Annotated in this window: 15 protein-coding genes; 4 read left to right on the forward strand and 11 right to left on the reverse strand. The window is 65.0% G+C overall.

The window, feature by feature from the left end:
• Positions 1-2: 2 nt before the first annotated feature.
• The 3 genes from BC1002_RS20010 to BC1002_RS20020 all read right to left on the reverse strand — a co-directional run bounded on the left by BC1002_RS20010 (position 3) and on the right by BC1002_RS20020 (position 3,265).
• Entirely contained in the window at positions 3-1,442 is a 1,440-nt protein-coding gene (locus BC1002_RS20010; RefSeq protein ID WP_013091805.1) for a nicotinate phosphoribosyltransferase, read from the reverse strand.
• 166 nt (positions 1,443-1,608) lie between these two features.
• Positions 1,609-2,811 (reverse strand): CpaE/TadZ family protein, encoded by a 1,203-nt coding sequence (locus BC1002_RS20015; RefSeq protein ID WP_013091806.1) that lies wholly within the window; start codon positions 2,809-2,811, stop codon positions 1,609-1,611.
• Positions 2,812-2,995: 184 nt separating this feature from the next.
• Positions 2,996-3,265, reverse strand: coding sequence for a hypothetical protein (locus tag BC1002_RS20020; RefSeq protein WP_041734993.1), 270 nt, complete (start codon positions 3,263-3,265; stop codon positions 2,996-2,998).
• Between the two features lie 1,324 nt (positions 3,266-4,589).
• Here BC1002_RS20020 and BC1002_RS20025 point away from each other — a divergent pair.
• On the forward strand, positions 4,590-6,017 hold the full coding sequence (locus BC1002_RS20025; RefSeq protein ID WP_013091808.1) for a sigma-54-dependent transcriptional regulator: 1,428 nt from the start codon (positions 4,590-4,592) through the stop codon (positions 6,015-6,017).
• A 417-nt stretch (positions 6,018-6,434) separates the two neighbouring features.
• A complete protein-coding gene (locus BC1002_RS20030; RefSeq protein ID WP_013091809.1) occupies positions 6,435-9,071 on the forward strand; it encodes a mechanosensitive ion channel domain-containing protein in 2,637 nt (878 codons plus the stop codon).
• A gap of 51 nt (positions 9,072-9,122) precedes the next feature.
• Here the strand turns inward: BC1002_RS20030 and BC1002_RS20035 are convergent, their stop codons facing one another.
• The 6 genes from BC1002_RS20035 to BC1002_RS20060 form a co-directional block, all read right to left on the reverse strand.
• A complete protein-coding gene (locus BC1002_RS20035) occupies positions 9,123-11,384 on the reverse strand; it encodes an ATP-dependent DNA helicase (RefSeq protein WP_013091810.1) in 2,262 nt (753 codons plus the stop codon).
• Entirely contained in the window at positions 11,381-13,150 is a 1,770-nt protein-coding gene (locus BC1002_RS20040; RefSeq protein WP_013091811.1) for a VRR-NUC domain-containing protein, read from the reverse strand. Before BC1002_RS20040 ends, BC1002_RS20035 begins: the two co-directional genes overlap by 4 nt.
• A gap of 69 nt (positions 13,151-13,219) precedes the next feature.
• Positions 13,220-13,804 carry a LutC/YkgG family protein gene (locus tag BC1002_RS20045; protein WP_013091812.1) on the reverse strand — a complete coding sequence of 195 codons (585 nt, stop codon included), beginning with the start codon at positions 13,802-13,804 and terminating at the stop codon, positions 13,220-13,222.
• Positions 13,791-15,194, reverse strand: coding sequence for a lactate utilization protein B (locus BC1002_RS20050; protein WP_013091813.1), 1,404 nt, complete (start codon positions 15,192-15,194; stop codon positions 13,791-13,793). The genes BC1002_RS20045 and BC1002_RS20050 overlap by 14 nt, the downstream gene beginning before the upstream one ends.
• Entirely contained in the window at positions 15,191-15,934 is a 744-nt protein-coding gene (locus tag BC1002_RS20055) for a (Fe-S)-binding protein (RefSeq protein ID WP_013091814.1), read from the reverse strand. The genes BC1002_RS20050 and BC1002_RS20055 overlap by 4 nt, the downstream gene beginning before the upstream one ends.
• Positions 15,935-16,314: 380 nt before the next feature.
• On the reverse strand, positions 16,315-17,307 hold the full coding sequence (locus BC1002_RS20060) for a LacI family DNA-binding transcriptional regulator (RefSeq protein WP_013091815.1): 993 nt from the start codon (positions 17,305-17,307) through the stop codon (positions 16,315-16,317).
• Between the two features lie 360 nt (positions 17,308-17,667).
• Here BC1002_RS20060 and BC1002_RS20065 point away from each other — a divergent pair, with 360 nt between their 5' ends.
• Both BC1002_RS20065 and BC1002_RS20070 read left to right on the forward strand, forming a co-directional pair.
• On the forward strand, positions 17,668-18,435 hold the full coding sequence (locus BC1002_RS20065) for a sugar phosphate isomerase/epimerase family protein (protein WP_013091816.1): 768 nt from the start codon (positions 17,668-17,670) through the stop codon (positions 18,433-18,435).
• A 3-nt stretch (positions 18,436-18,438) separates the two neighbouring features.
• A complete protein-coding gene (locus BC1002_RS20070; protein ID WP_013091817.1) occupies positions 18,439-19,578 on the forward strand; it encodes a Gfo/Idh/MocA family protein in 1,140 nt (379 codons plus the stop codon).
• A 43-nt stretch (positions 19,579-19,621) separates the two neighbouring features.
• On the opposite strand, the gene BC1002_RS20075 is transcribed toward BC1002_RS20070, so the two are convergent.
• Both BC1002_RS20075 and BC1002_RS20080 read right to left on the reverse strand, forming a co-directional pair.
• Positions 19,622-20,368, reverse strand: coding sequence for a FadR/GntR family transcriptional regulator (locus BC1002_RS20075; RefSeq protein ID WP_013091818.1), 747 nt, complete (start codon positions 20,366-20,368; stop codon positions 19,622-19,624).
• Between the two features lie 95 nt (positions 20,369-20,463).
• The gene (locus BC1002_RS20080) at positions 20,464-22,170 is read right to left on the reverse strand and encodes a S10 family peptidase (protein WP_013091819.1); all 1,707 of its coding nucleotides are present in this window, start codon (positions 22,168-22,170) and stop codon (positions 20,464-20,466) included.
• Positions 22,171-22,350 lie beyond the last annotated feature (180 nt).

Here is a 22,350-nt window from a genome sequence, read left to right on the forward strand (position 1 = left end):
GATCAAACTTCCTCCGCATAGGCGCGGCCTCGAATCTCGGCCAGCGACGTATCGACCAGCAAGCGGCCCGCATCGAATACCGTCTCGAGCACTTCGTCCCACTCGCCCGCCACCGTGCGCTCGTCCCACACGATCGGCAACGTGACCGTCCGGTACTCGCCGCTGCCGCGATGGCGCAGCAACGTGAGCCGGCCTTTCATCGAGCGCTTGCCGTGATCCGTGACCGGGTCCTTCGAAACATCGTGCCACGTGTCGCCCAGTCGAATCGCGGAGCACTTCATCGCGAAGCGCTGCGTATCGCGGTTGATCTGCTGCAACAACGCGCCGCCCATGCCGAACACGATGTTGTCGGCGGCGAAGCCGGCCTCGTCCATCGCGGCGAGAATCGCGGAGATCGAATCCGGGTTCACCTCGTCACCCTGGATCACGCGTACATGGTCGAGCACGCGCCGCCCCTTGCTGTTCGTCTGCGAGCCGAACGACGCCTCCAGCGAGCGCAGCGTGTACAGCACGATCGTGCACGGATCGCCGGAGTCCGGACGAATCACCAGCATGCCGCCGGAATCGAGCACGGCCTGCTTCAGCTCGCCGCCCCACGCGTTCAGCGCGGCGAACAGATCGTAAGAGTCGGACACCACCGAAACGATCGCGCCCGGCTTGCCGAATCGGGCGATCATGTTGCGATACGCGTCGATTTCGCGCTCGCGACCCCACGCCGTGATCGTGCTGTGCTCGGCCGCCGGCACCGAGAACGCGGCCATGCTGTCGTGGTAGTAGTGATTCGCCGCCACCACGCCGAGCACCGTATCCGAGCCCATGAAGCTGACGAGATGCGCCGCGCCGCCGATCGCCGCCGACTCCGCGCTGGACACGCCGCGCGCACCGAAATCGTGCAGCTTGAACGGCAGCTGCGAGAGATCGTCGCTGCTTTTCAGCAGAGCTGCGCGGATCGTCTGACGCAGATGCCAGCTTTGCGTCGCGACCGTAATCGGATACCACACGCGCATCAGCATCGTCTCCAGATACGACGCGAGCCAGAACACGTGGGGATCGTCGCATTCGACGGTGACGAGCACGTTGTGCGTCGGCACGACGGAGCCTTCGGGCACCGCGCGAATCCGCACCGGCAGATAGCCGCCGTATTGCTGCACGACGTAGCGCCAGCCCGCTTCGTTGAACGGCTCGCCGTGCGCGCCGAAGAACGCGCGCGCCTGGTCGAACATCACGCCGGTGACCGGCCGGCACAGGTATTCCTTCAACAGCATCTGCAAGCCGAAAAACAGCGTGCGCTCGTAACGTCCACCGCGCGATTCGATGTACGAGAACATGGCCGTCGCGTCGGGCGGATATTGCAGAAAGTGCGATGCCTTGTACGAATCCGTATTCAGAATCGGATTGGAAAGGATCGACGCGAGGTCGCTGAAACCCTGCGCGTTTTGCATGGACGGTGCTGCGTTCACCTGATTTTCTCGCTGGAATGACCGGACGGCGCGAGCCTCTGCGACGCTTTCGAAACTCTGACGCCGCCGCTCTACCTATAAGAATAGGCGGACGGATGACCCTGTATCTCACCTTACTACGGTATGCGCGTTAGCGCTCGTCGTCGGCCTAGACCCCTGGCTTCAATTGCGGCGGCAGATTCGGCCACGTCGCGAGGAGACGGCCGAGCATGCTTCTACGGCGCTCGGCACCCGCCGGCCACAGCATGTTCGCGAGCAGGACGATGCCTTGCGCGAGCCCGCTGTCGCGCGCGCACGCGACCAGCGGCACGCCGAGGCTCAGCGCTTCGTCGACGTGCTGATCGTCGCGCGGCAGTTGATGCGCGACCCTCGCGTCGAGCGTGCGTTCGAGCATCGGCAGATTGATCTGCGCGTCCTTGTCGTACTGGTTAACGACGACCCGCACCTTGCTGGCCGGATGCCCCAGCTCGCGAAAGATATCGAGCATGCGGCGCGCGCCATGCAGGTAAAGCGGGTTCTGCCGCACCACCATGCAGATCGCGTCGCTATGCGCGAGCGCGCGGATCGTCAACGGGTTCAGGCTCGGGCCGACGTCGATCAGCACCGCGTCGTAACGCCCGCGCACCAACGTCAAAATCCGCTCTAGTTGGCCGGGCAACAGTTCGGCAGCCTTCAGCGGATCGCCGGCACCGGCGAGCAGATCGAGGTTCGGACGCACGTGCATCGCGCATGCGTCGAACAGCGCCGCGTCGAGTTGCTCATTGCGCGAGCACAGATCGGCGAGCGTCATCGGCGGCGGGCGATTCGCCATCAGCAGGCTCGCGTCGGCGAATTGCTGGCTCAGGTCGATCAGCAGCACGCGCCGCTCACGCCGCGCGGCGAGCGCGCACGCGAGGTTGACCGCGATCAGCGTGGTGCCGCTGCCGCCCTTGCTCGACGCCAGGGTGACCACGCGCGCGCGGCGCCGCTGAGGCGCGCGACGCCGCGCCTCGATCTGCGCGAGCGCATCGCCGACGGCCTGTGCGTCGAGCGGCCACGACAGCACCTGCCGCACGCCGATGCGCAGCGCCGCGCCGATCAGCGCGCTGGACGGCGTCGGCGTCACCAGCATGCAGTGGAGTGTCGGTGCGGTGGCGAGCGCTTGCTGGATGCCGTCGAGTCCACGGACGTTCAGATGGGCGTCGTCGACGATCAGCAGGTCGGCTCCGCGGAGCATGCGTGCGTGGATCGGCAGTTGCCGGGCCGAACCGTATGCGGTGTGCAGCCGATAACGCACGCCGCTCTGTTCGAGCCGCACGACGATGCGCTGCGCGTTATCAATGCTCGCGGCAATCAGGAAGATGTCGATCATGGCAGCTCTGCGGCGCTTGGCGCGTCATGCGCGGGTTTTTATTCAAGTCGTCTGTTCACGATTGACGACGCAGGTTTCGGCGCGAACTCCTTACCGCGGCGCTCCTCCGTGAAAACCATGAGCCGGCAAACGGTGCTATCGAATTCCTGTACGGCCGTCGCGAGCCGGTATCGAGCGGCAAGCGTCAAACGTCGTTTTCATCTTCGTCGCGCCGATGCGCCGCGCTGCGATCAGCGCGCACCGGCATCTCATACAGCGCGTCGCGCAGCACCGCGCGGCGGAGCTCGGCCTGGGCGCGGCGCTCGAGCGTCTCGGCGACGACCAGCGCCAGCAGATCGACCGACGACTCCGCCGCCTGCGCGAAAAAGCGCGCGCGCGACGCCGCGACATACCGCCGGTAAGTGCGCCCCGTTCCTTCCGAAGCGGCTAGCCTGCGCAACAGTTGTGGTTTCATGACAGCCCCCGATATCGATCGGATTTGCGCCAGGTCACGCCGCTTCGTCGCAGCGCCCCGGCCGTCGGGCCAGGTTGCCGTGCCCGTGCCAACCCACGGACACGGCCCCTGGTTCACCTCGTACATTCGTCTCTCTGTGGAGACGATGGCCTCTCTCCCCGCTTCATCGCGCCGGCCGGTCCTGATCCGGCGCTGCCCCTTCCCTTTGCGGCGCGTCGCTCGCGAATGTTGCCAGCGCGTTGCCTGTCGTTATCGCCATCCTTTTCGCGTCTCAGGACAAAAAAGTCGAAAAGGAAAAACGGCGAAGTCGATGCTTTTTTTCGTCCGGTTTTGAATGGCCGTCATACCGGTCCGCCATTCAACCGTTTTTCTCACGCATTTAATAAGGCCCCGCCGCGCTCCCGCAAACACCTGATGGCCTCCCCGACCGTGCCTGCGAGTGAGCTTTTTACCGCCGGTCTTTTTTAATCCGGTTTTCCCCGTACCGTCGACCTGGCAGCAAAACATTTTTCTGTGCAGACGTTATTGCAACGCTTATGCCAACCCGCGTAGCAATCGGTAAGGCCCCCCTCAAAGCTTTACGCTGCGGTGAAATCGGTTTGCTTTCGAACGCGAGGCGAGCCTCCCCGATTTGGGGCGTGGTGCGCATTGATTCGTTTCTGACACGCCAATTCGCCGCGCGCTGGCCGCAAAGCGCGCCCTCCGCTTCATCCCGCCGGCCTGCTGGCTGGCCGCAGGGCCGGCCACACGCGACTTCGCCGCTTCCTCCGGTTGGAGAAGCACCCCGCCCGGCGCCGCAAAGCACACTCGACTCGTGCTGTCCGATTTGTCGCAAGTGTGAAACATGGCTGCTCGCGGCTCGTCGGTCTTAGTCACGCCTTAATACCAGGGCAATTGCTATGCAATGTGCGATTCCTCGCATATCCGGCCTTGACCGCTTATTCATTAGTGATCCGTGTTAATCGGAAAACCAACACGCATTCCCGATCCCTGTTTCTTTATCTGGCGCTTTCAGGCGCTTTCGCTTATCGTTAGGCCATGCGCCAATCAGAGCGCTTGTATCAGGTCAACGAGGCAAGCCACGGTTCAAGTGGTTTTCACGATTCGGGGATAAAGTCGCCGGGCAGTTTCAGCAATGAACGACAAGGTCGCCGCCATTGCATGAATGGGTCCGCCATGCAGCGCGTTCCGGTTCGCGCCGCGCTTGCAGTGTCCCTTGTTCGTGATCGCTGCTGCCGTGAATGCGTCGCAGCCGGAGTGCAGTAACTGGCCGCCTGAATCTCACAACGCCGCACAGCAGTCCGAGGATCGAACGGGGGGAACCATGACTACGACTTGCACGCCGGCCGACACCGAACGCACGGTTCTGTACGTGGCAAACGCACCCGACCAGAAACTCGTCGAGTTTCTGGCCGCGTCGGGATGGCAAGCCGTGCACGCAAAAAGCACGGCCGTCGCGGAACGCATGATCGAACGCGGCAATATCAAGGTCGGTCTCGTTCAGTTGCCCGAAGATTGCACGTCCCAGCAGCTGTCCGCGTTCGCGCTGTGCATGCGCCGCGTCGAGACCAACTGGGTCGCGCAGATCGTGCCGGGCCAGGCCGACAACGAACTGGTCAGCCGTTTCATCCTCGATTACTGCTTCGACTTCGTCACGCAGCCGTGGCTCAACGAGCGGCTCGTGTTCGCGCTCGGCCACGCTCATGGGCTGTCGAGCCTGCGTCAGCCTCGCGTCGCGCCGGAGCCGTCGGTCGGCCGTCACGGCATGGTCGGCCAATGCGAGCCGATGCAACAGCTCTACCGGCGCATCGACAAATGCGGCGTAACCGACGCGCCCGTCTTCATCGCGGGTGAATCGGGCACCGGCAAGGAGCTGACCGCTCGTGCTATTCATGACCGCTCGCCGCGCGCGGGCCGCACCTTCGTCGCGATCAATTGCGCGGCGATTCCGCCGAGCCTGTTGCAAGCCGAACTGTTCGGCCACGAGCGCGGCGCGTTTACCGGCGCGCTGCAACGCAAAATCGGCCGCATCGAGAGCGCGCATGAAGGCACGCTGTTTCTCGATGAAATCGGCGACATGCCGCACGAGTGCCAGGCGGTGCTGCTGCGCTTCCTGCAGGAAGGCACGATCGAGCGGCTTGGTGGCAACGGTCCGATCAGCGTCGACGTGCGCGTCATCTCGGCGACCCACGTCGACCTGGAGCGCGCCGTCGAAGACGGGCGCTTCCGCTCCGACCTCTATCACCGGCTGTGCGTGCTGCGCCTCGTCGAGCCGCCATTGCGCGAGCGCGGCGGCGACATCAAGCTGCTCGCCAATTACGCGCTCAGCATGTACAAGCAGGACGGCGCGCGCAAGCTGCGCGGGCTGTCGAGCGACGCGATCGTCGCGATGTCGAACTATCCGTGGCCCGGCAACGTGCGCGAGCTGATCAACTGCGTGCGTCGCGCGGTCGTGATGAGCGAGGGCCGCTTCATCACCGCGAGCGACCTCGGCCTGCCCGAGGCCGACAATGGCCCGGCCGTCACGCTCGCGGAAATCCGCAGCAAGGCCGAAAAGGATGCGATCGAGAACGCGCTGCTGCGACACGGCTACAAGCTGTCCGATGCGGCCGCCGAACTCGGCATATCGCGCGCGACGCTGTACCGGCTGATGCACGCGAACCGGCTGCATCAGGAGCCGGCCGGACGCGGCGCGAGCAGCGGTCCCGATGCCGGCGACGAAGCCGAGCGCCAGACCTCGTCGGTGGCATAAGCGCGGATTCAAGCGTTTTCGCAGTGAACGCTTAGCAGCGCACGGTGACGGCGATTGATCGATCCCGACTCACGAGCGCTCTGCTTGCACGTAACGTAGTGATCCCGCGCGCTCACGCGCCACCGCCGGCATTGCCACCCGGCAAGCGGCCTCCTTCCCCTGCGCAGCGCCGCCCGAGGGGCTTTCCGGGCAGGCTTCCTGCTGACTTCGCGAGGCCTGCCGGCCATCATCGGCTATCCTATCGGCTCAACGCCCCGCCCGGCGAGCGCCGCCGTCGCGGCCCTTTGGCCCGTCCGGCGGGCCTCCGCCGCAGGAACTTCAGCCCCCGGGCCGGTGTCCGTCCCGGGGTCGCCCCGCTGAAACAAACCTACGTTCCGGCACAATCTTCCGCCCTTGCTTCATCCCGCTTTACACCCTATGCAAAAATTTCTGCGTATCTGCTTTTTCATTTTTCTGGTCTCCGGCGCGGCGCCCGTGTTCGCCGCCGCGCCTGAGCCTGCCCATCCCTCGTCCGCTTCCGCCGCCGTCACGCTGACACCTCAGCAGGCCCGCGACGCGCTCACCGTCCTGAACGACCCCAAACGCCGCGCGCAAGTCGCCGATACGCTGCAGGCGATCGCCGCGGCCGGCGCGTTGAGCGCGCCGCCCGCTTCCGCGCCGGCGGCTGCGTCAGCGCCGGCCGCCGCAAGCGGAGCAGCCTCGCTCGTACCGGCCGCGTTCAAGAGCAATGGCCTCGCGTCGCAGATCGCGCGCCAAGGCGCACATTACGCCAACTATCTCGCGACCTCGCTGCGCGGCTCGATCGCCGCGCTGCTCGATGTCGCGTCGGTGCGCGCATGGTGGAACTGGCAGTTCGCCAACCCGCACGCGCGCGTGGTGCTGCTCAAGGTGCTGTCGTCGCTGCTGGCCGCGCTGATTCCCGCATTGTTGCTCGAATGGCTGACGCGCCGGCTGCTGCGGCGCGTCTACCGGGCGATTGCTGCGCGCCGCGAAGCCGCGCAGCAGGACGACAACGACACCGCGCCGCCGTCCACGCCTGCCGCAGGCGCCGCGCGGACCGGTCATGCGCCTACCAGCACGCCGCCGCTGCCCGCGAGGTCGTCGGTGCCGCCGGTGCTCGAGGCTGAGGCGCAAGCCGTCGCGACTGGCCCCGCCGCGCCGTACGCGACGCCATCCGGGAAAGGCCGCGCGATCGAAGCCGAAGGCAAGCGCAACGCGACGCACCACTGGACTCTGCTGCAACGTCTGCCGCGCGCGTTGCTTATTACGCTGGTTCGCCTGATCCCGCTTGCCGTGTTCGTCGCCGCGGCGAGCGCGGTGATTTCGATCGTCACCGACAACGGCACGCCGCAGGACCGCGCGCTCGATTCGCTGATCGACGTTTACGTGGCGTGCCGCTGCGTCGTGATCGTCGGCGCGTTCTTTCTGCAGCCGAGCGCGCCGCGTCTGCGGCTGCTGCGCATGGGCGACGCGTGGGCCGCGTTCATCCTCGGCTGGATCGTGCGGATCGTCAGCGTGGTCGGCGCCGGCGTCGCGCTAGCCGAAGTCGCGCAGGCGCTCGGCATGAACGACGCCGCGCATCTCGCGCTGCTGAAAGTGGTCGCGCTGGTCGGTCACGTGATGATCTCGATCCTCGTGCTGCGCTGTGCGAAGCCGGTCGCCAACCGGATCCGCAATCGCTTCTCCGCGCACGAGTCGTTGCAGATGTTCGGCAACGCGCTCGCGGACGCGTGGGCCTGGGTCGCCGTGGTCATCGTGATGGGCCTGTGGTTCGTATGGGCCTTCGACGTACAGAACGGCTATCACGCGCTAGTGAATATCGGCGGTATGACGCTCGCGATACTGATCGGCGCACGGCTCGTGTCGATCGTGATCTTCGGTGCGCTCGCGCGCATCTTCCACGTGCAGGACGAGGCGTCGCGCTCGCTCGTGCATCAGCACGCGTACCGCTACTATCCGGCGCTGCGGCGCGTGATCAGCTGGATCATCGGCATCGTCACCGCGTTCGTGCTGTTGCAGGCGTGGGGCGTCGACGTCGTCGATCTGTTCCGCAGCGGCACGATCGGGCACCGGCTCGCCTCGGCGCTCGCGACGATCGCCGTGGCCGCGATCATCGCGCTGGTGGTGTGGGAAGTGGTCAACGTGTCGGCCGAACGCCGCCTCGACGACTGGACCAGCAGCGGCGATCTGGTGCGCGCCGCGCGCCTGCGCACGCTGATGCCGATGCTGCGCAGCGCGCTGTTCTGCGTGATCGCGCTCGTCGTCGTGCTGACGGGGTTGAGCGAGCTCGGCGTGAACATCGGACCGCTGCTCGCGGGCGCGAGCATCTTCGGCGTCGCGCTCGGCTTCGGCTCGCAGAAGCTGGTGCAGGACTTCATCACCGGTATCTTCCTGCTGATGGAAAACGCGATGCAGGTCGGCGACTGGGTCACGCTCGCGGGCGTGTCGGGCACCGTCGAATATCTGTCGATTCGCACCGTGCGTCTGCGCGGCAGCGACGGCTCGCTGTTTACGGTGCCGTTCAGTTCGGTGTCGACCGTGAACAACACGAATCGCGGCATCGGCAACGCGGCGGTGCGCGTGAATATCGTGTTCGGCCAGGACGTCGAGCGCGCGATCGACACGCTGAAGGAAATCGGCACATCGCTGCGCGAGGATGACAAGTTCAAGGACGGCATCCTGGCGGACTTCTCGTTCTGGGGCGTCGATGCGGTCGACGGTTCGGCGATCACGCTGGCCGGCCAGATGCAATGCCGCGATACGTCGCGCTGGGGCGTGCAACGCGAGTTCAACCGGCGCATCCTCGAACGCTTCAGCGAGCTCGGCATCGAGATCGCTAATCCGCAGCGTCAGCTGCTCACGTGGGACCCGGCGAGCAAGGCCAAGGTCGACGCGGGCGTGCCGCGCATCCACCACGCTGGACAGCCGGATGGCGGCGACCACACTCCGCACAAGGGCGACGCGCCGCTCGACGATCAGATCCCCGTCGATCCGAGCCCGGCCGGCGGCCCCGGTACGCCCGCCAATCCGGGCTCGACCTCGCCGCACGCGTGACGTGACGCGTCGCGCGTCGCACGCGTAAAGGTTCGCTGGCGAGGCTCGGCGCTAGCGAACCTGCCACCAGCGCGGCAACAGACGCCGCACTTCGGGCCGGCGAAAGCGGTCGTCGATCAGATGCACGACGCCGCGATCGTCTTCGGTGCGGATCACGCGACCCGCCGCCTGCACGACCTTCTGCAATCCCGGATACAGGTACATGTAGTCATAGCCGTTGCCGAAGCGCGCATCGAGCGCGCGGCGCATCTGCTCGTTGACGTCGTTGACCTGCGGCAGACCGAGCGTCGCGACGAACGCGCCGATCAGTTGCTGTCCGGTCAGATCGACACCTTCCGAAAACGCGCCGCCGAGCACCGCGAAGCCGATCCCTTGATTCATCGTCCTGAAGCGCGCGAGAAACGCATCGCGCGCGGCTTCGTCCATGCCGGGCTCCTGCGCCCACACGGGCAAGCCGGGGTGCCGCTCGCGCAGCAGCGCGACCACGCGTTGCAGATAGTCGAAACTGCTCAGGAACCCGAGATAGTTGCCGGGCTGCGCGTCGTACTGCTTCGCGATCAGCTCGACGATCGGCGCGAGCGAACGCTCGCGGTCACGCCAGCGCGTCGACACATGAGCGGCCACGTGCACCTGCAACTGCTCCGCGCGAAACGGTCCTTCGACGTCGAGCCATTGCGTGTCGTCGGCGAGCCCAAGCGTGTCGCGATAGAAATGCTGCGGATTCAGCGTGCCGGAGAACATCACCGTGGTACGCGCGGCCGCATAGCGTGGCGCGAGAAACGGCGCGGGGATCACGTTGCGCACGCATAGCGTCGCACTGGTTTTGTCGCGCGGCGCGAAACGGTCGGCGCTCACCGTCACGTCGAACATCGAGTGCTCGCCGAACTGCTCGGCGAGCGCGACGAAGTGCATCGCGTCGAAGAAAAAGCGCAGCGCGTGTTCGTCGATCGACAACGGCGCGTCGGCGAGCTGATCGGTCACTGCGCCAATCAGATTCTGCGCGGCGGACAGCAATTTGCCGGGTATCGCCGCATACACCTGGTAGCTGGCCGTCTGCGCGCGTTTCACCGCATTCCACTCGCGCTGCAAGCGTTCGAGCGGCTTCTTCAGCGCCGCCGGCGCACTCTTGCGCGCGAGCCGGAACGCACTTTGGTCGAGCGACGCGGTATACATGCGCCGCGCACGTTCGAGCAGGTTATGCGCTTCGTCGACCAGCACGCCGACGCGCCATTGGTTGATTTGCGTGAGCGCATGCAGCATCGCGCTCGCGTCGTAGTAGTAGTTGTAATCGCCGACGATCACATCGGCCCAGCGCGCGAGCTCCTGCGCCAGATAGTACGGACAGACCTCGTGCGCGAGCGCGGCCTCGCGTACCGCCGCGCGATCGAGCCGTGGCGTCGCCAGCGCGGCGGAGCGCGCCGCATCGAGACGATCGTAAAAGCCGCGCGCGAGCGGACAGGACTCGCCGTTGCAGGCTTTGTCCGGATGCTCGCAGGCTTTGTCGCGCGCGACGAGTTCGAGCGTTCTGAGTGGCAGCGCCGCGCTCTGGTGCAGCGAGTCGATTGCATCGAGCGCAAGCGCGCGGCCCGGCGTCTTCGCGGTCAGAAAGAACATGCGATCGAGACGGTCTTCGCCGCAGGCTTTAAGCAACGGAAAAATCGTCGCCAGCGTTTTGCCGATGCCGGTCGGCGCCTGCGCCATCAACGGCTTGCCGTCGCGCGCGGCGCGATACACGGCCACCGCGAGTTCGCGCTGCCCGCGGCGAAACTGCCCATACGGAAACTGCAAGTTGACTAGCGCCGCATTGCGCGCGACGCGATGTGCGTCTTCCTGCACGGCCCAATCGAGAAATCGTTCGCACTGTTCGACGAAGAAAATTTCGAGCTCGCGCGCGCTGTGCTGCTGGGTCAGCACGGTTTCCTTCTGACTGCCGATATCGAAGTACACGAGCGCGACCGTCAGCTCGGCGAGCCCGCGCGACTGGCACAGCAGATGCCCATAGACGAGCGCCTGTGCCCAGTGCAGCACGCGATGATTCGCGGGCATGCGTGCGAGATCGCCGCGATAGGTCTTCACTTCTTCGAGCCGGTTCGCGATTGGATCGTAGCCGTCCGCGCGGCCACGCACGGTCAGACTGCGATGCGTACCCGTCAGCGTCAGTTCGGTTTCATAGCCACTCGCGCGACGGCCCGCGACCATCTGATGACCGGCGATGCCTTCGAGCGAAGTCGGCGCAGGCGTGAAGCGCAGATCGAGATCGCCGCGCCGCGCGGTGAATTCGCACATCGCGCGGACGGCCACCACGTAACTCATACGACGCGCTCCGCTTCGGCTCGCGGTGCGGCGTCTGCTTCGCTCTGCGCCTCTTGCCCGGCCCAGCGCACGTCGACGACGCGCACCGGCATGCCGTGCTGCGCGCAGTACGCGAGCCAGCGGATCTGGTTGTCCTGCAGGCGATCGCCCGGGCCTTTCACCTCGATCAATTCATAGCGACGCTCGGCCGGCCAGAAGCGGATCAGGTCGGGTAAGCCGGAACGATTGCCGCGAATGTCGCGCAGCAAGCGCTCGAACCACAGCTTCAGATGCGCGGCGGGCAGACAGTCGAGCGCAAGCGCGACGAGTTCGGGCGTCAACAGTCCCCAGAATACGAACGGCGACTGCATACCGGTCTTCTGATGCAGATGCCGCAAAATCGTGGCGCGGTAGACGCCGCTATCGAGCTGCGCGAAGCACGCGGCGAACTGGGTGGCGCGACGCGCGTGAAAATCCGGCGCGTGCAGATCGGCAGGTTCGCGCTGGAACGGATGAAAAAACGCGCCGGGCAGCGCCGCGAAAACCGGCTCCCAGCACAGCAGGCCGAACAGCGAGTTGATCAGCGCGTTCTCGACGTAGTGCACCGGCGCGGCGTCGCTGCACAGATGATCGCGCACCACGTATTCGACGGGCACCGGCGTGTCAGGCTTCGGCAGCACCAGCGTGGCGCGCTCCACAGGCCGCGCCGCAGCAGCGCGCGGTACGGGCACGCCGCATTTGCGCCGCAAGCGCGGCAACATCCGGGCGACCCGCTGCGCTTCTTCTTCGCTCTCGGGCGCGGCATCGGCCTGCGAGGCAAGCGCGAGCGCTTCGCCGTAACGCTCGCTGCGCTCGAACACGCGCATGCGTCGATGACGCGCACCGGGCCACGCGCAGCCGTCGTACACCTCGAGTGCGGTGTCCCACTGCTCGCGCCGCTCGCAATCCTGGCCGATCCGGAACAGCAGTTTCGCGCGACGCGTTTCGAGCCAAGGATTCGAGGTGTCGATCGAGCGGACGGTCGTGATCAGTTCTTCAAGCGCGGTGGCGTCGCTGTCGACAGGTAGCCACTCGAGCGCTTCGCGGCACGCGTGCAGCGCGAGATAAACGTCGATGTCCGCGCGTTGCTGGAACGCCCGCGACGACGGCCCGAACGCGACCTTCTCGTACTGGAACACGCCAAGATCGGCGAGCACGAACTCCGACCAGTCCTGATGCAGATTGCCGAAGAACATTAGCCGCAAGCGATCGCACAGCGGCGCGATCGCGACGTGCAGCACGCGGTCCGTAGTAGCGCCGTGCCAGGCGGCGAGCGGACGGGATGTGCATGCTTGCGCGTCGCCGCTTTCAGTTTGGTAAAACGCGCGCAGCGTTTCGAGCAGATCCGGTTTGCGCAATGCCTTCGCGCCGGGAATTCGCGCGATCGCGTCTGCGAACATCTCCAGCAATTGCGCACGCGTGCTGAGGGCAAACAGATCGTCGAGTGACAGAGCCGGCTCGGTGTCGATCCAGCGATGCGACGTCATCGGCAGCGCCGCCTGCAACGGGCAGCCGATTTCGTCATAAACGAGGCGGCTCGCGCGAAACAGCGTGCCGTTGCGCATGAGCATGCGCACCAGCAACGCACGCGAGGCCTGCGGCAATGTCGCGAAAGTGTCTAGAAAAGCATGCTCTTCGTCGTCGAGCAGGTCGTCGTAACGCGCGGCGAGCCACGCAAGCGCGCGCTCGAAATTCAGCAGGTAGTAAGGAGCTTCAGAGCGGAGCTCTGAGCGAGAATCGGTTGCCACGGACTTTGTGCAGGACCTGTATGTTTATACAGTGATGATAGCAAAGTCCGGCGCGGCAACCGCCACGCATCAGCTCGCGAGCCACACGACCGTCAGCGAACGCACGCCCTGCGCGCCGCGAATCAGCACGCCCTCGATGTCGGCGGTGGCTGAAGGGCCGGTAACCAGCGCCGCATAGCGCGCGCTGCGGAAATCGTCGCGGCGATAGACATCTTGCAGTCCATCGAGCAATTGCGCCGGATCGAGCAACACGACCAGATGCTGGACGATGTAGCCCAATGCATTGACCACATATTCGCGCTCGCTAAACCACACGGAGCCGGTTTCGGCGACGCCAAAGCGCGCCCGCACCACTCCGACGTCGACGTCCTGCAGCGACGCGGGGTCCGTATCGGCGCCGATCGCGCGCGTGCCCGGCACTTCCGCGCTCGCCGATGCGATCGATGCCGCCGCGCCAAAGCGCTCGCGAATCAGATCGCTGACGCCGCTCGCGCTCGCTGCTTCGGCGCAAGTGCCGCCCATCGTTTGCAGCGCCGTCGTGAAACGCGCCCGCAGATCGCCGCCAACCGCATCGAACAGCGGCACGTCGGGACGCGGCCGCGCGGCCGGTTGTGCGGCGCGTACTTTGGCGAGAAAAGCCTCACGCGTTGTCATCGCCGCCTCCGCGATTTTTTTTGTACCAGGCATGAAAAGTCATCTTCGGCGCTTCCGGCAATTCGCGCTGCCGGCCCCAGATATTCAGAGGGTTGTACAGCACGAAATTCGGCAGCCGCCGCAACGCGCTGCCCATCGACGCCACCGTCGCGCGATACAAGGTCGGACTCGATAGCAGACGCCCCGCCATCTTCAGCACTTCCTGCTTCACGAACGGCACTTCGTGTTGCTCGGCGATCACCGCGCGCCATTTGTAGATCTGCTCGTGAATGTTGATCTTCACCGGACACACGTTCGTGCAACTGCCGTTGAGCGTCGATGCGAACGGCAACGCGCTATAGCGTTTCAGATCGAAAGTCGGATTGATGATCGCGCCGATCGGCCCCGAATAGGTGCCGCCATACGACAGGCCGCCGCTGCGCCGATAGACCGGACACGTATTCATGCACGCGCCGCAGCGTATGCATTTCAGCGAGAACCAGAAGTCCTCCATCGCGAGCCGCTCGGAGCGGCCATGATCGACGAGGATGAAATGCATCTCGGTGCCCGGCCGCGGCGCACGAAAATGCGACGTGTACTGCGTGATCGGCGAACCCAATGCACTGCGCGACAGCATGCGCACGAATACGCCCAGGTCCGACACTTTCGGTATCAGCTTCTCGATTCCGATCGATGCGATATGCAACGGCGGCACGTTCGCCGAAAGATCGGCATTGCCTTCGTTCGTGCAGACGACGACCGTGCCTGTTTCCGCCACCGCGAAATTGCAGCCTGTCATGCCAGCCGTTTTCTCGCGCACGAAATACGGCCGCGTATTCATGCGCTGGCTTTCTGCCAGATAGTGGATGTCGCTATTCTTCGGATCGGTACCGATGGTGCGGCCGAACAGCTCGGCCACGTCCGCGCGCAGCTTATGGACGGCCGGCACGACCATATGACTCGGGTCCTGATGATCGAGCTGCTGGATGCGCTCGCCGAGGTCCGTCTCCATCACGGTAATGCCGCGCGGTTCGAGATACTCGCGCATCTTGCATTCGTCGGTCAGCATCGACTTGCTCTTGACGAGCGTCGTCATGCCGCGCTCGGACATCAGCTGGTGGACGATCGCGTTGTGCTCTTCCGCGTTCGCCGCCCAATGCACGACCACGCCATTGGACTCGGCCGCCGCCGCGAACTGCTCCAGGTAGTCGGCCAGATTCGACAGCGTGTGTTCCTTGATGCCCGACGCCAGCGCGCGCAACGTTTCCCATTCGGCAATGCCATGCGCCTGCGCGTCGCGCTTCTCGCGCAGGTCCCACAGACGCTTGTCGTGAAACGCGACATGCTCGGCTTTGCCGATAAAAGAACCCGCGGCTTTGGCGTGATCGATGCGGTGATGGTCGCCGCTCATGCGCGTGCTCCATTGAGAACCTGCGCGATATGAATAAAGCGCGCGTCGGCCTTCATGCGTTCAGCGCAACCCTGCTGATGCATCAGGCACGACATGTCGCCCGAAACGATGTACTCGGCGCCCGCGTTCAGATGGTCGCGCACCTTGTCCTGCCCCATGCGCACCGACACCGCTTCTTCGGTGACCGAGAACGTGCCGCCAAAACCGCAGCATTCGTCGGGCCTCGCCGGCTTGACGAACTCGATGCCCTTCACGCCTTCGAGCAACGTGCGCGGCTTCGAAAACGGCGTGCCGGCGATTTCCGACGCCGACGCCTGCTTCAGATGACGCAGCGCGCTGCAACTGGTGTGCAGACCGACGCGATGCGGAAACTCGGCCCACGGAAATTCGCGCGCGCCGATCACGTCGTGCAGAAACTCGACCAACTCGTAAGCGCTTGCGCGCACTTTCTTCACTTCATCAGTCTGCTCGAGCGCGGTCAGATGCTCGCGCACGTGATGAATGCAACTCGCGGACGGCCCGACGATGTAGTCGTAGCCCGCGAAGTTGCGCGCGAATAGTCGCTCGGTGGCGGCGGCGTCTGCATGCGCGCCGCTGTTGGCCATCGGCTGGCCGCAGCAGGTCTGCTGTTGCGGATAGTCGACCTCGATGCCGAAGCGTTCGAGCAGTTCGAGCGTCGCGATACCGACCTCGGGATAGAACGCGTCGATAAAGCACGGGATAAACAGCGCGACTTTCATAGGGCCTTCAGGAAATGCGGCGGGGATGATGTCTACCGACCGATGCGGCCCGTCTGCCCGCTTTGGTCATGTTGGTCTGACCAAGACTATAAAAAAGTCCCTAAGCGGTGTCAATTCGGACGCTCCCATTGAGACGCCAGAACAACTGCCACTGCCTATGCGTTGAGCCACACCGGCTCGGTGAATCTGAACGTCTATTCGGGCGGCTGGAACCCCGGGCGCAGATCATCTGGCAGCACATCGGGCTCAACGAGGCCAATGACGGGCCGGGATCGGTCGATCCGGGCTCGACATCGGGTGTGAGCGGGCGACTCAGCGTGCGCGGCCAGTGGACTATCGAACGTGTCAACGGGCAAGTGTGGCAGCCGGGGCACGACCGCTCAAACCGACTCCCGCAGCACCAGCCGATGTTGCAGAATGCGCGGCGCGGGGCGTTGCCCGTGCAGCAGCGCCAGCAGCATTTCGGCGGCCGCGGCGCCCAGTTCGACCATCGGCTGGGCCACGGTCGTCAGCCCCGGCTCGAAGATGTCGGCGATGGGCACATCGTCGAAGCCCATTACGGCCACGTCGTGTGGCACCCGCCGGCCGGCCTTGCTAAAGCACTTGATCGCGCCGATCGCCAACGTGTCCGACACGGCGAACACGGCGCTCGGCGGGTCCACCACCGCCAGCAGACTTGCCGCCGCCTGGCTTCCGGCGGCGTAGCTGTTATCGCCAGTGACGCAGACAAGCTCGGGCGCAGGCGCCAGGCCGGCGCGCAGTAGTGCTGCGTCGTAGCCCTCGCGTCGCTGACGCGCATACAGGAAGCGCTCATCGCTGGTGATGAAGCCGATGCGCCGGTGGCCCTTGTTGATCAGGTACTGCACCGCATCCGTAGCGGCCTGGCGATGGTCGATGCTGACATAAGGCACGTCACTACCGGGCATGAACTCCGAGCAATTGACCCACGGCTTGCCGTTCGCCGCCTCGCGCCGGGCTGCCTGCTCGGTCATCGGCACGAGGTTGATGACGCCGTCGCTCAGGCTGCCGAGCAGCGTCGGCAGGGATGCGTCCGCTGTGCCAGTCCACGCTTCCAGGTCCGCCGGAAGCAGCGTGTAACCGGCCTGGCGACTGACCGCGGCGGCCCCGCGCACGATCTCGGCGTAATAGGGGTTCGCGAAGTCCGGCATCAGCATCAGCAGAATGCGACTCTGCCCGGTACTCAGGCTGCGGCCGAACGGATTGACGCGGTAGTCCAGTGCGCTTACCGCCGCCTCGACCCGCTCACGCGTGGCCGCCGACACGGGCTTCGTGCCATTGAGCACGCGCGACACTGTGGCAATAGATACGCCAGCCTCGCGGGCGACGGCTTCGATAGAGGGTTTGCTTCGCATCGGTTGGTTCGGGCAGCGGCGGGCCCGCTGTTAGCCGGAGGTAACAATAGTATCACCAGAGGGAAAAGTTTTTCCTACGATGCGCCATTTAGCGTCGAACCTGCGCGGAGATCGAGACGTGGCTTGCCGCGGGCCATGACGTTGTAGCAACCGCCAGCTTTATACGTTCCGCATCTCGAGATGCCTTGGCCCGTATTCCTGCCGGGAGCGATCCCCGTCGCATAGGGTAAAGCCCATGTTCCAGGCAAACGGGAAAGCGCTTACCCTGCTGACCTGCACCCCGCTTTGCAGCAGTCGCTGCTCGCCATCCCAGCAAGCTGCCATCGTGCCGCATCCCCTTGACTCTTTGGACTGACAACCATGAATCAAGCCTTGCCCATTTCCATCCAGATTTACAGCCTGCGTAATGCGGGCGATCTCGACCGGCAGCTCGACATTGCAGCCCAAGCCGGATTTCGCCAGGTGGAGCTGATCGGGTCCTTGCTCGAAGATGCGGCCGACACCCGAAACAAGCTTCAGGCGCGCGGCCTGAGCGCCTCGTCCAGCCACCTCAGCATGGCCATGCTGCGTGAGCGTTTGCAAAAAGTAGTCGCGGCGTGCGAGACCATCGGTTTCACCCAGTTGGTCATGCCCGCTGTGCCGCCAGCCGAGCGCGACAGTGACGCCGCATATTGGCGGGCGCTCGGCAGCGAATTGGGCGACTTCGCTCATCGGCTCGCCGATCAGGGCATCGGTCTCGCCTACCACAACCATGATTGGGAACTCAGGGCGAAAGAGAACGGCGCAACGGCGCTGGAACTGCTGTTCGAGTCCGCCGGAGCAAGCCCGCTCGGCTGGCAAGTGGATGTCGCCTGGCTGGTGCGCGGCGGCGCCGATCCGCTGCCATGGCTGCGTCGTTATACGGGCCGCGTGGTCTCGGCGCATGCGAAAGACCTCGCGCCGGCGGGTGAAAAACTCGACGAGGACGGCTGGGCCGACGTGGGTCACGGCGTCATGGATTGGCCCACGCTGTCCGCGGCCTGCCGCGAAGCGGGGGCGCGTTTTCTCGCCGCCGAGCACGACAATCCCAGCGACGGCGAACGCTTCGCCCGCAATGCCTTTGCCTATCTGCACCAGCTCGGAGCCTGATCCATGAAACCTGTCCTGATCGGCATCATCGGTTGCGGCAACATCAGCGATGCCTATTTCACCGGTGCGGCGAATTCGGAGTTCGCCCGCGTCAAGGCTTGCGCCGACTTGCGTCCGGAGGCCGCCCAGGCCAAGGCCGCGCAGCACGGCGTTGCGGCGATGTCGGTGGACGCGCTGCTGGCCGACCCCGACATCGAAATCGTCATCAACCTGACGGTGCCGCACGCGCATGTGCCGGTAAGCCTGCAGATTCTGGAGGCCGGCAAGCACGTCTACCTCGAAAAGCCTTTGGCTACCGACTTCGCGTCCGCACGCGCAATGCTGGCGCGAGCCGAGGCGTCGGGATTGCGTGTGGGCTGCGCACCCGACACCTTCTTCGGCGCGGCCCATCAGGCCTGCCGCGCGGCGCTCGATGCCGGCCGCATTGGGCGTGCGATAGGCGGAGCCGTGGCGGTATTGTCCCGCGGCATGGAATCCTGGCACCCCAATCCAGAGTTTTTTTTCAAGCCGGGCGGCGGACCCATTCACGACATGGGCCCGTATTACGTGACCCAGCTGGTCAACCTGCTGGGACCGGTGGCACGCGTGTCCGCTTGCGCGACCATCGGTTTTCCACAGCGCATCATCTCCAGTGAGCCGCTCCGCGGCCAGGTCATCGAGGTCGAGGTGCCCACTACGGTCAACGGCATCCTGCAATTTGCAAGCGGCGCCAACGTGTCGATGAGTGCCTCGTGGGACGTGTGGGCTCACCAGCGTGCGCCCATCGAGATCTACGGCACCGAAGGCACGCTGTTGGGCGTCGACCCGAATTTCTTTGGCGGAAGTCCGCGCGTGGCTGAACGTGATAGCGGCTTCAGGCCGCTCGACACACAGCATCACGCCTTTGGCGTCGACAACTTCACGTTGAGAAGTGGTGCGCGCGTGGCCAACTACCGCGCCGTGGGCGTGCTGGACATGGCGGTGGCATTGCGTCGGGATCGGCCGCATCGCGCGAGCGGCGAACTGGCGTTACATGTGCTGGAGGTGCTGGATGCCTTCGAACGCTCTTCGCGCGAGGGGCGGCACATCGATATCGAGACCGCGGTGCAGCGACCCGTCGTCGTGCCATTGGGGCGAGGCGAACAGGTGTTTGTCGCCGACTGACTCAGCTACGCTCCGTCGCCAGATGTTTCGCGTGCCGGGCAAGTCAGGAAATCACGGCAGCCGACGGCTTCGTCGCATCGTCCTTGTAAATCTCGCGCACGAAGGCCAGATGCCGCTCGGCGGCCTTGCGTGCTTTAGGCGCATCGCGTGCGACGACCGCGTCGTAAATCGCCTGGTGCTGGCTCATCAACTGCTTTTCCATCGCATCGTCGTAATCGATCAAGCGATGATACTGGCGCATGCCCTCGCGAATCAGCGTGTGAATGCCGTGCATCACATGCGCCAGCGCGACGTTGTGCGTGGAGTCGGCGATCGCGAGATGAAACGCGGCATCGAGTTCGGCGAGACTCGCGCGATCGCGCGACAACGACGCAGCCTTCAACGCCTCGAACGCCGCGCGAATTTTCTTCAGGTCGGTGGCGGTCGCGCGCTGCGCCGCATAGACCGTCGAAATTGCTTCGAGCCCCTGGCGCAGCTCCAGAATATCGGCACTGGTACGCGGATTCTGCAGCAGCAGTTCGGCAAGCGGCTTCGAGATGATCGGCGCGGTCACGTCGACCACCGTGAAACCGCCGCGGCCCGAGGTTTCGATGTAACCGTCCGCCTCCAGCCGGATCAGCGCCTCGCGCAACGACGGCCGCGACACGCCGAGCTGTGCCGCGAGATCGCGCTCGGCCGGCAGCCGGTCACCGGGCATCAGCGTGCCCTCCGAGATCAGTTGCTTGATCTGGTCGGACACCACGTCGGAAATGCGCTTGCGCGCGAAGGACGGAATTGGGCTGAATGGCATAAGCGGCAAACGATGAAGCGCGGTTGACGAGGCGCGCGGCTACTGCACGGTGCGTGGAATTATACCGTTCGACATCGTGCGCCGATTCGCCGATCTCAATGCGGCTGAGCCGTATAAAAGCTCACGAGATCACGCTTCATCGCGTGCAGCGCGGCATCGTCGAGATACACCATGTGGCCGGTCGGATAGTAGGCGATGCGCACGTTCTCGCGCAGCGACCGATCGAGGCCAAGATGCGCGAGCGCATATTCGGTCGCGTAGAACGGCGTGGCGAGATCGAAGTAGCCGTTCAGCGACAGCACCCGCAACTGCGGATTCTGCCGCATCGCTTCGGCCAGATCGCCGCCCGCGTACGGCAGCTCCAGCCGTTCGCCCCACCATTCGCGATGTTTCCAGTCCCACTGCCTCAACGCATCGTCGCTGAACACCAGGTAACGGTCGGTCGGCGCGTAGTGCAGGTCTTCCGACAGATGCTGATGAAGCGCCGCATTGAACGCATTCGATACGCTGTTCACCGACGCATCGAAATCGGGATCTTCCGCCGCATCGTCGTAATTCAGGCCTTCGACACGCGCATCGTAGCGCCCTACGCTGCGCGACTCGTTGCGCAGCAACTCGTTTCGAAAACGCGACGGATAAAGACGCAGACGGTTGCGCTTCACGAAGCCCACGTCGAGACCGGTGTAGTACGCGACGCGCGCGGCGATCGCGTCGCGCTGATCGTCGGGCAGCGCATCGCCCTGATCGAGCGCCTGCGCATAGGGCCCGCGTGCGAACGCGCGCGCTTCGTCGACAAAGGCCGGCAAGCTCGCGGGCTTCGGCGTGACCTTGTCGTGATACCACGCGATCGCAGCGAAGCTCGGCAGATAACTCTCGCTCTTGAAATCGGTGCCGGGCGCGAACGCCGCCGAATTGAGCACCGACGACAGCAGGATCACGCCGTTCAGCGCGATATTGTGCTGCCCCAACTGATAAGCGAGCATCGCGGCGCGCGCGGTGCCATACGATTCGCCGAACAGGTACTTCGGCGAATTCCAGCGCTGATTCACCGTCAGATAGCGGTCGATGAATTGCGCAAACGCACCGACGTCCTGATCGACGCCCCAGAAGTCCTTGCCCGTGCCATGCCCGACCGGTCTCGACAGGCCCGCGCCGACCGCATCGATGAACACGAGGTCGGTCGTGTCGAGCAGGCTGTCGGGGTTGTCTTCGAGCGTGTACGGCGCGGGCGGCGTGCTCGCGGGGCTCGCGGTGCGCACGCGCTTCGGGCCGACCGAGCCCATCATCAAGAATACGCTGCCGGCGCCTGGGCCGCCGTTGAACAGAAACGTGATGGGACGCGTGGCCGGCGCTTTGGTGGGCACCGTGTACGCGACATAGAACACGCTCGCGTTGGGCGCGCCGTTCATGTCGTGCAGCAACAGATTGCCGGCGCTCGCCGTGTAGTCGAGCTTGCGACCGTTCATGCGCAGCGAATGCGTGGTCGTGCTGGTGGTTTCTGGCGGCACCGGAATCGCGGGCGGCGACGCCCTGTCGTTGCGTGGCCTCGCCGTCGCGTCGGCCGAGTCCGGTGCATTGGATGCAGCCGTCCGCTTGTGCGGCTCATTCGATTCGCCGACCTGCGGCGCGCTCGGCGCGGATGCGGCGGCGTCCGTGCCTGCCCTCGCATCGGCCTGCCCGGCTGCCATGCATCGTTCGCCGAACGACACCGCACCGGCGACGGAAAGCGCCACCGTCAGCGCGGCGGCCGGCAGTCCCGCTGTCAGCAAGCGGCGCAACGAGGAACAGAAGCGAAGGGTCATGAAGTCGTCCGCGACGAGTCGAAAAGCGCTGGAGGCCGCCCAGCCGGATTGTGGAGCGCACCCGGCGCTCGATTCTTGACGCAAGTTTGTGCGGCGTCAACCTTCGGTGTCACGGCACGCCCCAACATTACATAGCGCCTTTTCCTGCACATGGCGCACACCTGCGCAGTCATGGCAGAA

This window comes from Paraburkholderia atlantica, assembly GCF_000092885.1.
GTDB lineage: Bacteria > Pseudomonadota > Gammaproteobacteria > Burkholderiales > Burkholderiaceae > Paraburkholderia > Paraburkholderia atlantica.

Bases quoted from the DNA above. Each gene is read 5' to 3' on its own strand.
- BC1002_RS20025 (WP_013091808.1), top strand. From the start codon at position 4,590: ATGACTACGACTTGCACGCCGGCCGACACCGAACGCACGGTTCTGTAC.
- BC1002_RS20055 (WP_013091814.1), bottom strand. From the start codon at position 15,934: ATGAAAGTCGCGCTGTTTATCCCGTGCTTTATCGACGCGTTCTATCCC.
- BC1002_RS20065 (WP_013091816.1), top strand. From the start codon at position 17,668: ATGAATCAAGCCTTGCCCATTTCCATCCAGATTTACAGCCTGCGTAAT.
- BC1002_RS20080 (WP_013091819.1), bottom strand. From the start codon at position 22,170: ATGACCCTTCGCTTCTGTTCCTCGTTGCGCCGCTTGCTGACAGCGGGA.
- BC1002_RS20015 (WP_013091806.1), bottom strand. From the start codon at position 2,811: ATGATCGACATCTTCCTGATTGCCGCGAGCATTGATAACGCGCAGCGC.
- BC1002_RS20045 (WP_013091812.1), bottom strand. From the start codon at position 13,804: ATGACAACGCGTGAGGCTTTTCTCGCCAAAGTACGCGCCGCACAACCG.
- BC1002_RS20020 (WP_041734993.1), bottom strand. From the start codon at position 3,265: ATGAAACCACAACTGTTGCGCAGGCTAGCCGCTTCGGAAGGAACGGGG.
- BC1002_RS20070 (WP_013091817.1), top strand. From the start codon at position 18,439: ATGAAACCTGTCCTGATCGGCATCATCGGTTGCGGCAACATCAGCGAT.
- BC1002_RS20060 (WP_013091815.1), bottom strand. From the start codon at position 17,307: ATGCGAAGCAAACCCTCTATCGAAGCCGTCGCCCGCGAGGCTGGCGTA.
- BC1002_RS20010 (WP_013091805.1), bottom strand. From the start codon at position 1,442: ATGCAAAACGCGCAGGGTTTCAGCGACCTCGCGTCGATCCTTTCCAAT.
- BC1002_RS20075 (WP_013091818.1), bottom strand. From the start codon at position 20,368: ATGCCATTCAGCCCAATTCCGTCCTTCGCGCGCAAGCGCATTTCCGAC.
- BC1002_RS20030 (WP_013091809.1), top strand. From the start codon at position 6,435: ATGCAAAAATTTCTGCGTATCTGCTTTTTCATTTTTCTGGTCTCCGGC.
- BC1002_RS20035 (WP_013091810.1), bottom strand. From the start codon at position 11,384: ATGAGTTACGTGGTGGCCGTCCGCGCGATGTGCGAATTCACCGCGCGG.
- BC1002_RS20050 (WP_013091813.1), bottom strand. From the start codon at position 15,194: ATGAGCGGCGACCATCACCGCATCGATCACGCCAAAGCCGCGGGTTCT.